The organism is Variovorax sp. E3, assembly GCF_016082275.1.
Lineage (GTDB): Bacteria > Pseudomonadota > Gammaproteobacteria > Burkholderiales > Burkholderiaceae_C > Variovorax.
This window is the reverse complement of sequence record NZ_MOWM01000031.1, coordinates 45064-57670: the sequence shown is the minus strand read 5'-3', so window position 1 is coordinate 57670 and position 12607 is coordinate 45064. Positions and strand designations below refer to the sequence as shown.

At 69.8% G+C, this 12607-nt stretch carries 7 protein-coding genes and 5 pseudogenes; 7 read left to right on the top strand and 5 right to left on the bottom strand.

Features of this window, described 5'->3' with window-relative positions; translation table 11 throughout:
- The 4 genes and pseudogenes from BMG07_RS13945 to gabT form a co-directional block, all read left to right on the top strand.
- Nucleotides 1-380 (top strand): annotated as a pseudogene (locus tag BMG07_RS13945) (sugar ABC transporter ATP-binding protein); the annotation flags it as partial.
- A complete protein-coding gene (locus tag BMG07_RS42050) occupies nt 377-1132 on the top strand; it encodes an ABC transporter permease (RefSeq protein ID WP_269758938.1) in 756 nt (251 codons plus the stop codon). The pseudogene BMG07_RS13945 and the gene BMG07_RS42050, both read left to right, overlap by 4 nt.
- On the top strand, nt 1036-1422 hold the full coding sequence (locus BMG07_RS42045; protein ID WP_307866951.1) for a hypothetical protein: 387 nt from the start codon (nt 1036-1038) through the stop codon (nt 1420-1422). The genes BMG07_RS42050 and BMG07_RS42045 overlap by 97 nt, the downstream gene beginning before the upstream one ends.
- A gap of 138 nt (nt 1423-1560) precedes the next feature.
- Nucleotides 1561-2783, top strand: a pseudogene (gene gabT, locus BMG07_RS13935) (4-aminobutyrate--2-oxoglutarate transaminase).
- Between the two features lie 34 nt (nt 2784-2817).
- Here gabT and BMG07_RS13930 read toward each other — a convergent pair.
- The 4 genes and pseudogenes from BMG07_RS13930 to BMG07_RS13915 form a co-directional block, all read right to left on the bottom strand.
- Nucleotides 2818-3353: pseudogene (locus tag BMG07_RS13930) on the bottom strand (methylated-DNA--[protein]-cysteine S-methyltransferase).
- Nucleotides 3350-4570, bottom strand: coding sequence for a YbfB/YjiJ family MFS transporter (locus tag BMG07_RS13925; RefSeq protein WP_198085073.1), 1221 nt, complete (start codon nt 4568-4570; stop codon nt 3350-3352). Before BMG07_RS13925 ends, BMG07_RS13930 begins: the two are co-directional and overlap by 4 nt.
- Nucleotides 4571-4628: 58 nt before the next feature.
- Nucleotides 4629-7704: pseudogene (locus tag BMG07_RS13920) on the bottom strand (FAD-binding and (Fe-S)-binding domain-containing protein).
- Nucleotides 7705-7733: 29 nt separating this feature from the next.
- A pseudogene (locus tag BMG07_RS13915) lies at nt 7734-8425 on the bottom strand (GntR family transcriptional regulator).
- A gap of 121 nt (nt 8426-8546) precedes the next feature.
- Here BMG07_RS13915 and BMG07_RS13910 point away from each other — a divergent pair.
- The 3 genes from BMG07_RS13910 to BMG07_RS13900 are packed head-to-tail and all read left to right on the top strand — an operon-like array spanning nt 8547 to nt 11606.
- Nucleotides 8547-9788 carry an alanine--glyoxylate aminotransferase family protein gene (locus BMG07_RS13910; RefSeq protein WP_198085068.1) on the top strand — a complete coding sequence of 414 codons (1242 nt, stop codon included), beginning with the start codon at nt 8547-8549 and terminating at the stop codon, nt 9786-9788.
- 56 nt (nt 9789-9844) lie between these two features.
- On the top strand, nt 9845-10822 hold the full coding sequence (locus BMG07_RS13905) for a tripartite tricarboxylate transporter substrate binding protein (RefSeq protein ID WP_198085067.1): 978 nt from the start codon (nt 9845-9847) through the stop codon (nt 10820-10822).
- Nucleotides 10823-10835: 13 nt separating this feature from the next.
- A complete protein-coding gene (locus BMG07_RS13900) occupies nt 10836-11606 on the top strand; it encodes a fumarylacetoacetate hydrolase family protein (protein ID WP_198085066.1) in 771 nt (256 codons plus the stop codon).
- Here BMG07_RS13900 and BMG07_RS13895 read toward each other — a convergent pair.
- Complete coding sequence (locus BMG07_RS13895) at nt 11555-12517, bottom strand: LysR substrate-binding domain-containing protein (RefSeq protein ID WP_198085065.1); 963 nt, start codon at nt 12515-12517, stop codon at nt 11555-11557. The genes BMG07_RS13900 and BMG07_RS13895 overlap by 52 nt on opposite strands.
- Between the last annotated feature and the right edge of the window lie 90 nt (nt 12518-12607).

Here is a 12607-nt window from a genome sequence, read left to right as displayed (position 1 = left end):
TGTCGACCAGCGCCGCCGAGCGCGTGGAGCTGGCGCCGCGCAACCTGGAGCGGCCCGTGGCGCTGCTGTCGGGCGGCAACCAGCAGAAGGTGCTGTTCGGCAAGGGCATGACGCGCGAGGCCGCGCTCTACGTGTTCGACGAGCCCACGGTGGGCGTGGACATCGGCACGCGCAGCGCGCTCTACCAGGTCATCCAGAAGCTCTGCGAAAGCGGCGCGGCGGTGGTCGTGATCTCGTCCGACCTGCCCGAGGTGCTGCACCTGAGCCACCGCGTCTACGTGATGCGCGGCGGCGAGATTGCCGGCGAACTGCGCGGCGACGCGATTCAGGAGACCGCCGTGCTCAACCTGTTCTTCGGTTCCAGCGAAAGAAAACCATGACTCCGTCTTCCACCGTCACCGCCGCGGCGCCGGCTCCTTCCAGCGCGGGCGGCCGCGCACTCGGGCTGCTGCGCGGCCTGTTCCTGCGGCTGGGCGTGCTGCCGTTCATGCTGGTGATTGCCTTCGCGGTGTTCAGCACCTTGTCGGACCAGTTCCTCACGGTGCAGAACCTGGTGAACCTGCTGCGCCAGTCGGTCTACCTGATCCTCGTGTCGCTGGGCCAGATGCTGGCGCTGGTGACGGGCGGCTTCGACCTTTCGGTGGGCACCGTGATGGCCATCACCTCGGTGGTCTCGGCGCTGGCCATGCAGGCCCTGGGCGTGGCCCTGCCCGATGCGACCTGGGTGGTCGTGATCGGCGGCTGCGCCTGCGGGCTGCTCGCGGGGCTCACGGTGGGGTTGGTCAACGGCATCGGCGTGGCCTTCATCGGCGTGTCGCCCTTCATCGTGACGCTGGGCGTGCAATCGATCGGCTTCGGCTTTGCGCTGTACCTCACGGGCGGCGTGCCGGTGTCGGGCATGCCGGGCGCGTTCAGCGACCTGTTCGGCTTCGGCACGCTGCTGGGCATTCCGATACCGATCCTGGTGACCGCCGTGTGCGTGGCCGGCATGGGCGTGCTCATGGGCCGCATGCGACCGGCACGCACCTGCTGGCCGTGGGCGGCAATGCCAAGGCGGCGGCCCTGTCGGGCATCGACACGCGCCGCGTGCTGCTCATGGCCTACCTGCTGTGCGCCGGCCTGGCCGCCGTGAGCGGCCTGCTGTTGACGGCGCGCGTGGAAACCGGCGAGGCCAACCTCGGCGGCACCGTGGCGCTCGAATCCATTGCCGCCTGCGTGATCGCCGGCGTGAGCCTGCGCGGCGGCATCGGCCGGGTGCCCAACGTGGTGATGGGCGCGATCTTCATCGGGCTGGTCCAGAACGGCATGAACCTGGCCAGCGTCGGCTCCTACCTGCAGATGGTGGTGCTGGGCGCGCTGCTGATCGTGGCGGTGGTTGCCGACCAGATCCGGCATCGCATGGTGGCGCCCGGCGGCCACTGATCGCACACGGCACCCAGGAATGAACCAAGGAAGGAAAACACCCGCATGACCACCGCTCTCGCCCCCTCTTCTCGCCCGGTCGCTGCTGCGGCCGGCGCTGCCACCAACGCCGCCATCGACGCGCGCCGCGTCGCGGCCATGCCGCGCGGCGTCGGCATCGGCTTTGCGGTCTATGCACAGCGCGCGCTCAACGCCGAGCTGTGGGACGTCGAAGGCCGGCGCTACATCGACTTCGGCGCCGGCATTGCCGTGCTCAACACCGGCCACCGCCATCCGCGCGTGGTCGAGGCGATCCGCGCGCAGCTCGACCGCTTCACCCACACCGCCTATCAGGTGGTACCGTATGAAAGCGCGGTGTCGCTGGCCGAGCGCCTGAACAAGCGCACGCCCGGCAGCCATGCGAAGAAGACCGCCTTCTTCACCACGGGCGCGGAAGCGGTCGAGAACGCCATCAAGATCGCGCGTGCAGCCACGCGCCGGCCCGGCGTGATTGCGCTGGGCGGCGGCTTCCACGGGCGCACCTTCATGGGCATGGCGCTCACGGGCAAGGTGGCGCCGTACAAGACCGGCTTCGGCCCGTTTCCCGGCAGCGTCTTCCATGTGCCCGCGCCGGTCGCGCTGCATGGCGTGTCGGTGGAAGACGCGCTGCGCGCCCTCGTGCAGCTCTTCAAGGCCGACATCGACCCCGAGAGCGTGGCCGCGATCATCCTGGAGCCGGTGCAGGGCGAAGGCGGCTTCTACGCCATGCCGCCCGAGTTCATGCGCGCGCTGCGCCGCATCTGCGACAGCTACGGCATCCTGCTGATCGCCGACGAGATCCAGACCGGCTTCGGCCGCACCGGCCGATGGTTTGCCATGGACCACCACGACGTGCTGCCCGACCTCATGACCATGGCCAAGAGCCTGGCCGGCGGCACGCCCTTGTCGGCCGTGTGCGGCCGCGCCGACATCATGGACGCGCCGGCGCCCGGCGGGCTCGGCGGCACCTACGCGGCAAACCCGCTGGCCATCGCGGCGGCGCACGCGGTGCTCGACGTGATCGAGGAAGAAAAGCTGTGCGAGCGCGCGCAGGCACTCGGCGACCGGCTCAAGGGCCGGCTGAACGCGCTGCGCGCGACCGTGCCGCAGATCTCCGACGTGCGCGGCCTCGGCGCCATGGTGGCCGTCGAGTTCGCCGGTGCCGACGCACGCCCGACCCCGAGTTCACCCAACAGGTCCAGGCCCGCGCGCGCGATGCGGGCTTGCTGCTGCTGACCTGCGGCGTGCATGCCAACGTGGTCCGCTTCCTGTTTCCACTGACGATAGAGGACGCGGTGCTCGACGAGGGACTGGAAATTCTCTCGGCGGCGCTGCAAGCCTGAGGTCGGCCCTCGCCGGGCCTCGCCGGCTCTCGCGCTAGAACAGCGAGGCCATGCCGTTCGGCCGCGCGTCCTCGATGCCGAGCATGCGCAGCTTCGTGAGCGCGCCGCCGCCCGCCGAGAACCCGCCCGGCTTGTTGCCCGCCGCCAGCACGCGGTGGCACGGCACCACCGGCGCGAAGGGGTTGAGGCCCATCGCCTGGCCGACGGCGCGCGACAGGCCCTTGTCGCCGAGTTCTCGTGCGATTTCGCCGTAGGTGCGCGTCTGCCCCGGCGGAATGCGTCGCGCGATCGCGTAGATGCGCTGATGGAAGTCGGACACGCCGCGCATGTCGAGTTCGATGTGGCACAGGTCGTCTCGCACGCCCTGCAGCAGGCCCTGGGTGGCGGTAATGGCGCGTTGCGCCGTGTCGTTCGGCGGGCTTTCGCGCAACTCCGGAAAGCGCTGCTGCATGCGCGCCCGCGTGGCCGCTTCTCCGTTGTCGGCGGGCAGTTGCACGCGACCAGTCCATGCGGCCCCCACGCCAGGCCGCACATGCCGATGGCGGTGTCGAACAACGCGAAGCCCGTCATGCAGTCTCTTGCAGCGAATGCTGGCGCGAGGCCAGCACCGCGCCCAGCCACAGCGCCATCGCCGAGGCGACCAGCCCGCGCGCCAGCCCGCCCGCGCCGTCGGAGATCCAGCCCGTGACCGTGGGCCCGACGATCTGCCCCAGCGCGAAGACGATGGTGAACATGCTGATGCCCTGGGCCCAGCGCGCGGGCGGCAGGTTGTGGCGCACCAGCGCGGTGGTCGACGCCACCACCGACAGGAACACGCCGCCGAACAGCACGCCCGACACCAGCGCCACCGGCGCCGAAGGGCTCAGCACGGGCAGCAGCGTGGCCACGCCCAGCAGGCCGTTCAGCAGCGCCTGCGGCTGCCCGCCCCGGTAGCGGTCGAGCAGCCCGGCCCACAGCCGCGACGACGCCACGCAGGCGATGCCCAGCAAGGCATAGAACAGCGTGACGAAAGAAGCGCTGGCGCCCTGCTCGCGCAGCAGCGCGATCACGAAGGTCATGTAGCCGATGTAGCCCATGCCGAAGAGTGCATAGCCCGCGAGCGCCCAGCCGAAACGCCGCAGCGCGACGGGCGGTGCCGAGGTGCTGGCCGTGGCCGCGGCCGGCGGCGCACGGTCGGGCATGGCGCGCCCGGCCCACGCCAGCAGCAGGGTCGCCGCCGCGCTCGCGATGGCCAGTGCCCACCAGGCCCAGGTCCACCCATGCGGCTCGGCCGCCGCCGCGCGCAGCACCTGCGGCACCAGCAGCGCCGACAACAGAATGCCGAAGCCCGTGCCGCCGTAGTAGATGCCCAGCAGCAGCCCGCCGCGCGAAGACCCGGCTTCGCCCAGCCGCGCCGCGAGCAGGCCGCCCGCCACGAACACCCATGCGCTGGCAATGCCCGCCAGCAGGCGCTGCAGCAGCAAGGCCGCCGCATCGGTCACGAAGCCGCTGCCCGCCATGAAGATGCTCGCCAGCACCGCGCCGACCACCAGCAGCCGCGTCACGCCGAAGCGGCGCATCAGCATGGGCGTGATCAGCGCGCCGATCAGGTAGCCCACCGCGTTGGCGGTGTTCATGCCGCCGGCCAGCGCGTAGCTCCAGCCCAGGTCTTCGCGCATCGGCGGCAGCAGCAGCCCGTAGGCGAAGCGCGTGATGCCGAGCGACACGGCCGCGCCCATCGAGAGCGCGAAGGCCAGCCGCAGCGTGGGCTGCGCGGGGGCGGAGGTGGAAGTGAGCGAGGTCGACATCGGAGCAAGGTGGCCGCTCATTTTGCGGCACCCTGCCCAATCTTGCTCGGCGGCCCCCTCAAGCCGGGCCGGCCACCGCGTCGCCCTGCAGCAGATGCCTCTCGAGCAGCACGGCCACGTGCACGGCCTCGCGCTGCGCGCCGTCCTCGATCTGGTGGCGGCAGCTGGTGCCGTCTGCCACGACGATGGCGCCGGGCTTGGCGCGAATCGCGGGCAGCAGGCTGGCCTCGGCCATCTGCATCGACACCTCGAAGTGGCTGGCCTCGTAGCCGAAGCTGCCGGCCATGCCGCAGCACGAGCTTTCGATGAGTTCGGGCTGCGCGCCGGGAATCAGCTTCAGCACGTCCATCACCGGGCTCACCGCGCCGAAGGCTTTCTGATGGCAGTGGCCGTGCAGCAGGATGGGCGCCTCGGCCGGTTTCAGCGCCAGCTCGAAGCGGCCGAGCTTGACCTCGCGCGCAATGAACTCCTCGAACAGCAGCGCGTGCTTGGCCACCAGCTCGGCCTTCTCGCCGAAGCCCATCACCAGCGTCTCGTCGCGCAGCGTGAGCAGGCATGACGGCTCCAGCCCGACGATGGGCACGCCGGCCCGTGCCAGCGGTGCAAGCGCATCGATCAATGCCTCGGCCTTTTTCTTGGCCTCTTCGACCATGCCGCTGGCCAGGAAGGTGCGGCCGCAGCAGTGGTGCCCGCCGCGCTTCTCGACCGTGTGCAGCACATAGCCCGCCGCCTGCAGCACGCGCGCGGCGGCGAAGGCGTTCTCGCTCTCGAAGGTGCCGTTGAAGGTGTCGACGAACAGCACGGCCGCCTTGCCGCCGCGCCGCGCGATGGCCAGCACCGCGTCGCGGTCGGTGAACAGGCCGGGCTCGTCGGCCTTGCCGCGCCAGAAGGTGTCGCTGCGCCACGCGGGCAGCGAGCGCCTGGCTGAAAAGCCCAGCAGCTGCTCGCCGAGCCACGCGGCGCCGGGCACGCTGTTGCGCAGGTTCAGCAGCCACGGCAGGCGGCTGGCCTTGTGGGCGTAGTCGGGCAGGTTCGCGACCAGCTTGTCTTTCAGCGTGTGGCCGTGGCGCTTCTTGTAGTGGTCGAGAAACTCGACCTTCATCTTCGCCATGTCCACGCCCGTGGGGCAGTCGCGCTTGCAGCCCTTGCAGCCAACGCACAGGTCCATGGTGTCGTGCATGGCCTCGCTGGTGAAGGCGTCGGGGCCGAGCTGGCCCGACAGCGCCAGGCGCAAGGTGTTGGCGCGGCCGCGCGTCAGGTGCTGCTCGTCGCGCGTCACGCGGTAGCTGGGGCACATGGTGCCGGCGTCGAACTTCCGGCAGTGGCCGTTGTTGTTGCACATCTCCACGGCCTTGGCCAGGCCGCCGGTGCTGTCGCCGCCGGTGCCGGGCGCGGTGGTCGCTTCGGTCACGGGGTCGGCGTTGACGTTCCAGCCCGACCAGTCGAGCACGGGCTTCAGTTCGATGCGGCGGTAGGGCTTGGGCGCGGTGGGCGGCGCAAAGCGGAACAGCGCGCCGTCGTCCATGCGCGGCGGGTCGATGATCTTGCCGGGGTTGAACAGGTCGATCGGGTCGAGCTTGCGCTTGATGGCGCGAAAGGCCTCGTTGATGGCCGGGCCGAACTGCCATTCGATCCACTCGCCGCGGCACAGGCCGTCGCCGTGCTCGCCGCTGAACGCGCCCTTGTACTTGCGCACCAGCGCGCTCGCTTCTTCGGCAATGGCGCGCATCTTGGCGGCGCCGTCCACGCGCATGTCGAGAATGGGCCGCACGTGCAGCGTGCCGACCGAGGCGTGGGCGTACCAGGTGCCGCGGCTGCCGTACTTCGCGAACACTTCGGTCAGCGCGTCGGTGTATTCGGCCAGGTGCTCGAGCGGCACCGCGCAGTCTTCGATGAAGCTCACGGGCTTGCCGTCGCCCTTGAGGCTCATCATGATGTTGAGGCCGGCCTTGCGCACTTCCCACAGGTTCTTCTGGCGCGCGCGTCGGGCATTTCGACCACGCTGCCGGGCAGGCCCAGGTCGCCCATCAGCTCGACGAGCTGCCTGAGTTGAGGCAGCAGCGCGGCCTTGTCGCGCCCGAGAACTCCACCAGCAAGATGGCCGCCGGCTTGCCGATGAGCGCGGTCTCCACCGTGGGCTTGAAGGCCGGGTTCGCCAGGCTCAGCTCGATCATCGTGCGGTCGACCAGCTCCACCGCCGTCGGCCCGAGCTTCACGATGTGCTGCGCCGCATCCATGGCGGCATGAAAGGTCGGGAAGTTGACGATGCCCAGCACCTTGGCGCGCGGCAGCGGCGCGAGCTTGAGCTTCAGGCTGCGCGTGTAGGCCAGCGTGCCTTCGGACCCGATCAGCAGGTGCGCGAGGTTCACGCTGCCGTCCGCCGTGTAGGGCCGCTCGCTCTGGTTGTCGAAGATGTCCAGGTTGTAGCCCGCCACGCGGCGCATCACCTTGGGCCAGTGCTCGGCGATCTGCTCGCGGTGCTGCCTGGCGAGCCCGCGCACGAACTGTGCAATGCCCGCTCCGCGCACGCCCAGCGAGCCCACGGGGCCGAAGTCGACCAGCTCGCCGTTCGACAGCCACGCGCTGGCGCCCAGCACGTTGTGCACCATGTTGCCGTAGGCGATGGAGCGCGACCCGCAGGAGTTGTTGCCCGCCATGCCGCCCAGCGTGGCCTGCGCGCTGGTCGACACGTCGACCGGATACCAGAGCCCGTGCGGCTTGAGCTGTGCGTTGAGGTGGTCGAGCACCAGCCCGGGCTCGACCGTGGCCGTGCCCTCTTCCACGTTCACCTCGAGCACGCGGCGAAAGTGCTTGCTGTTGTCGATGACGAGCGCCGCGCCCGTGGTCTGCCCGCACTGGCTGGTGCCGCCGCCGCGCGCCAGCACCGGCACCTTCAGGTCGCGCGCGATGTCGATGGCGGTGGCAATGTCGCGCTCGTTCGTCGGCACGAAGGCGCCCACGGGCGTGATCTGGTAGATCGACGCGTCGGTGGCGTAGCGGCCGCGCGAACCGTCGTCGAACAGCACCTCGCCCTGCGTGTCGGTGCGCAGGCGGCGCGCGAGCAGCTCGCAGGTGTCGTTGGGCGGAAGAACGGTTCCGGCTGGCTGCATGTGGCTGGCGGGATCGATGCGCATGGTGGGGTGGTCGTTTTTTTGGGGAAGGCTCAGCTCGACTTGGCCGAGGGATAGATCTCGCCGGCGCGCAGCAGCGCCAGCACGGTGTCGCGCTTGCGCAGCACGTGCGACACCAGCACCTTGCGCATGGCGGCGGCGTCGCGCGCGGCCAGCGCGTCGATCATCTGTTCGTGCTCCTCGACGGCGTGCTTCCACTTCGCCTCGTCCTGGTTGGTGCGAAAGCGCAGCGACTGCACGCGGGCGTGATGGAGCGGTAGGTGTTCGACAGCACCGGGTTGGCGGCCGCGTCGTTGATGGCGGTGTGGATGCGCGCGTTCAGCCGGTAGTAGCCCGACAGGTCGCGCCGCGAGAAGCAGGCCATCATTTCGTAGTGCAGCGCGCGCACCTCGGCCAGCTCTTCGTCGGTGATGCGCTTGGCCGCCAGCTCGCCCGACATGCCCTCGAGCATGGCCAGCACCTCGAAGGTGTTGAGCACGTCGGCCTCGGTGAGCTTCACCGCCACCGCGCCTCGGTTGGGCAGCAGGTCGACCAGCCCCTCGGCCGCGAGCAGCTTGATGGCTTCGCGCAGCGGCGTGCGCGACACGTTGAGTTGCAGGCACAGCTCGCGTTCGTTGAGCTTGGCGCCGGGGGCGATGTGCCCTTCCACCAGCATGGTCCGAAGCCGCGAGGCGACCTGGTCGTGCAGCGCGAGGCGCGAGATTTCGATGATTTCCGCAGTCATGTTTTTCCCTTTGATTGCATTTTGAATGCAAAAAATGAGCACTACAACCTCGGATGATCAGGGTAAACCATCAAACAAAAATGCATTTTGAATGCAAAACTAAAAAGCGAAAGGACAGTCCATGCTGCAACTCGACATCCATCCCACCGGTCGCCACTTCCTCCAGATTCCGGGCCCCAGCCCGGTGCCCGACCGCATCCTGCGGGCCATGAGCCTGCCCACCATCGACCACCGAGGGCCCGAATTCGGCACCCTGGGGCTGAAGGTGCTGGGCGGCATCAAGCAGGTGTTCAAGACGAAGCACCCCGTGGCCATCTACCCGGCCTCGGGCACCGGCGCCTGGGAGGCCGCGCTCGCCAACACGCTGAGCCCGGGCGACCACGTGCTCATGTACGAAACCGGCCACTTCGCCTCGCTGTGGCAGAAGATGGCCACGCGCCTGGGCCTGTCGACCGAGTTCCTCGCGGGGTCGGGCACCGACGCGCAACTGCCCAACGCGCCGAGCTGGCGCCGCGGCGTGCAGGCCGAGCTCATCGAGGCGCGCCTGCGCAAGGACACCGAGAAGAGGATCAAGGCCGTGTGCGTGGTGCACAACGAAACCTCCACCGGCGTCACCTCCGACATCGCCTCGGTGCGCAAGGCCATCGACGCGGCGGGCCACCCGGCCCTGCTGCTGGTCGACAGCATCTCGGGCCTGGCGAGCGCGGACTACCGCCACGACGAATGGGGCGTGGACGTGTGCGTCAGCGGCTCGCAGAAGGGCCTGATGCTGCCGCCGGGCATCAGCTTCAACGCGCTCTCGCCGCGCGCGCTCGAAGTGTCGAAGACCGCGAAGCTGCCCAAGGCCTTCTGGGCCTGGGACGAGATCGTCGAGATGAACAAGGACGGCTACTGGCCCTACACGCCCAACACCAACCTGCTGTATGGCCTGTCGGAATCGCTCGACATGATCCTCGGCGAAGGGCTGGACAACGTGTTCGCGCGCCACCAGCGCTGGGCCGCCGGCGTGCGCGCGGCGGTCAATGCCTGGGGCCTGCCCATCCAGTGCGCCGACCCGGCCGTGTACTCGCCCGTGCTCACCGGCGTGATCACGCCCGAGGGCGTCGATGCCGATGCACTGCGCCGACTGATCCACCAGCGCTTCGACCTGTCGCTGGGCACCGGGCTGGGCAAGCTCAAGGGCCGCATGTTCCGCATGGGCCACCTGGGCGACAGCAACGACCTGACGCTGGTGGCCATGCTCGCCGGTGTCGAGATGGGCATGAAGCTCGCGGGCATCAAGCTGGCCGGCAGCGGCGTGCACGCGGCCATGGACCACTTCGCCAACCACACGGCACCGGCCGCGCTGCAGAAAGCCGCATAGGCACGCAGCGCCCTCCGGCGCGCATCGGATTCCTACCTACGACGGAGACAAAGAAGATGCAAAGACGTTCCCTCATCCAGGCCGCGGGGGCGGCCGCCGCCACGCTGGGCGTGCCCCGGCTGTTCGCGCAGGAGTGGCCTTCGGGCCCCGTGCGCATCGTGGTCGGTTTTCCGCCGGGCGGCGGCACCGACGCACTGGCCCGCGTGGTGGCGCAGAAGCTCACGATCATGTGGGGCCAGCAGGTCATCGTGGAGAACAAGGGCGGCGTGGCCGGCGTGCTCGCGGCCGACTACGTGGCGCAGCAGCCGGCCGACGGCAGCACGCTGCTGATGGCCCACATCAACAGCCACGCGCTGGCGCCCAGCCTGCAGCCCAAGCTGCGCTACAACGTGGAGCGCGACTTCGTGCCGATCGTGCTGGTGGGCGTCACGCCCAACCTGCTGATCGCCAACCCGGGGCAGAAGGCGCTGACCGTGAAGGACATCGTGGCCACCTGCAAGGCCTCGCCCGGCAGCATCAGCTTCGGCTCGGCCGGGGCTGGTTCGGCGCAGCACCTGGCGCTGGAAATGTTCAAGCTGCAGGGCGGCATCGACGCGCTGCATGTGCCGTACAAGGGCAGCGGCCCGCTGCTGGCGGACCTGATGGGCGGGCAGATCCAGTACAGCTTCGAGACCATGACGGCGGCCACGCCGCATGTGAAGAACGGCCGCGTGATCGCCGTCGCGCAGACGCGCACCAAGCGCGCCAAGGGCCACCCGAACGTGCCGACGATGCAGGAACAGGGCTTCCAGGGCTTCGAGGCGACCACGTGGTACGGGCTCGCGGGGCCGGGCAAGCTGCCGGCATCGATCGCACAGAAGGTCAATCGCGACGTGAACACCGTGCTGGCCATGCCCGACGTGCAGGAGCGCATGGACACCTACGGCGCGGAAGACGGCGGCGGCTCGCAGGACAAGTTCAGGCAGTTCATCAGCACCGAGATCGCGAAGTGGGCCAAGGTGGTGAAGGACGGCAACGTCCACGTCGAAAGCTGAGAAGATCCGAGGCATGAATTCTTCGCTGAACGCCCTCACCGACGCACTCGTGGCCGCGCGCCGCGCCAACCGCACGCTCGACGCCACGCCCTGGCTGGACACACTCGAAACCGCCGCCCAGGCCTATGAAGTGCAGGACGCCGTGGCGGCCGCGCTCGGCTGGTTCGACGGCCACGCCGTGGCCGGCACGTGGAAGTCGGGCGGCGGCGCGCGCAGCGCCACGCTCACGCATGCGCCGCTGCCTCCCGCCGGCGTGCGCGCGGACTCGGCGGACTTCAGCGACCTCGTGTTCCACACGCCCGGCATCGAGGCGGAAATTGCCTTGCGGCTCGGCCAGGACGTGACGCCCGCGCAGGCGGCCACGCTCGACCACGCCAACGCCGCATCGCTCGTCGATGCCATGGCCGTGTCGGTCGAGATCGTCGACTCGCGCTGGCAAGACCTGGCCTCCACGCCCGCCCTGCTCCGCCTGGCCGATTCGCAGGTGCACGGCGCGCTGGCGGTCGGCGAATGGCAGCCGTACAAGGCCGTCGACTGGGCCTCGCAGCGCTGCGAGACGAAGGTCGGCAGCACCGAGACCGTGGTGCGCACGGGCACGCATCCGCTGGCCGACCCTGCGTGGCTGCTGCCGATCTGGCTGCGCCACCTCACGCGCCATGGACACACGGTGCCGGCGGGCACGGTCGTCACCACGGGCTCGTGGGTCGGCGTGCTGCCTTGCCGCCGTGGCGATCAGGTGACGGCCGCATTCCCCGGCATCGGCGCGGTCCGCTTGAGCGTGTAGCGCCCGCCGCCCACGCCCGAGCAGGCCACCAGAAAGTCCAGCACCGCCCGCACCCGCGCGGGCAGCGTGCCGGCCTTGCCGATGTACACCGCGTGGATCGGCTCGACCTCGCAGGGGTTGAACTCCTGCAGCAGCGGCACCAGCCGGCCCGCGTCGATGTCGTCCTGGATGTGATACAGCGACAGCCGCGCCACGCCCGCCCCGGCCCGCGCGAGCTGCCGCAGCGTTTCGCCGTCGCCCGCGCGCACCGGGCCGGCCACCGGCAGCCACTGCGTTCGCCCGCCGACACGCAGCGGCCAGTCGGGTGAATTGCGCCGGTAGCTCCAGCCCAGCCGGTTGTGCGCCTCCAGCTCCTGCGGCGTGCGCGGCGTGCCGTATTTCTCGAGATAGGAAGGCGCGGCCACGATCGACTGGCTGGTCTCGCCGAGCCGCCGCGCCACGAGGTCGGACGACGGCAGCTGGCCCCAGCGGATCGCGATGTCGGCGCGCTCGTCCATCAGGTCGACGATGCGGTCGGTCAGCGCGATGTCGAGCGTGATCTGCGGGTGCAGCTCCAGCAGGCGCGGCACCAGCGGCACCAGCTTGTGGTGCCCGAAGGACACGCTCGCGTTGATGCTCACGCGCCCGCGCGGGGCCGCGCCGGCAGCGGCGCAGCGCTCGGCCTCGTCCATGTCGGCCAGCACGCGCAGGCTGCGCTCGTAGAACTCCGTGCCCTCGGGCGTGAGCTGCAGCTTGCGCGTGGAGCGGTGCACCAGCTGGATGCCCAGGCGCAGCTCCATGCGCGCCACCAGCTTGCTCACGGCCGAAGGCGTCATGCCCAGCAGCCGCGCCGCCGCCGAGAAACCGCCCGCCTCGACCACGTGGACGAAGGCTTCCATTTCCCCGGAACGGTTGACGTCGATGCGCGGCATGGCGGGCTTTTCTTCCTTTTGTGACTTCAACTCACAAGTCTGTGTACTCGCGGCATTCTAGTCATCGAGCGCCTTTGTCCCCACAGTACA

Coding starts and splice junctions, on each gene's coding strand:
- BMG07_RS42050 (WP_269758938.1), top strand. CDS start 377: ATGACTCCGTCTTCCACCGTCACCGCCGCGGCGCCGGCTCCTTCCAGC.
- BMG07_RS13900 (WP_198085066.1), top strand. CDS start 10,836: ATGAATTCTTCGCTGAACGCCCTCACCGACGCACTCGTGGCCGCGCGC.
- BMG07_RS13895 (WP_198085065.1), bottom strand. CDS start 12,517: ATGCCGCGCATCGACGTCAACCGTTCCGGGGAAATGGAAGCCTTCGTC.
- BMG07_RS13910 (WP_198085068.1), top strand. CDS start 8,547: ATGCTGCAACTCGACATCCATCCCACCGGTCGCCACTTCCTCCAGATT.
- BMG07_RS13925 (WP_198085073.1), bottom strand. CDS start 4,570: ATGTCGACCTCGCTCACTTCCACCTCCGCCCCCGCGCAGCCCACGCTG.
- BMG07_RS13905 (WP_198085067.1), top strand. CDS start 9,845: ATGCAAAGACGTTCCCTCATCCAGGCCGCGGGGGCGGCCGCCGCCACG.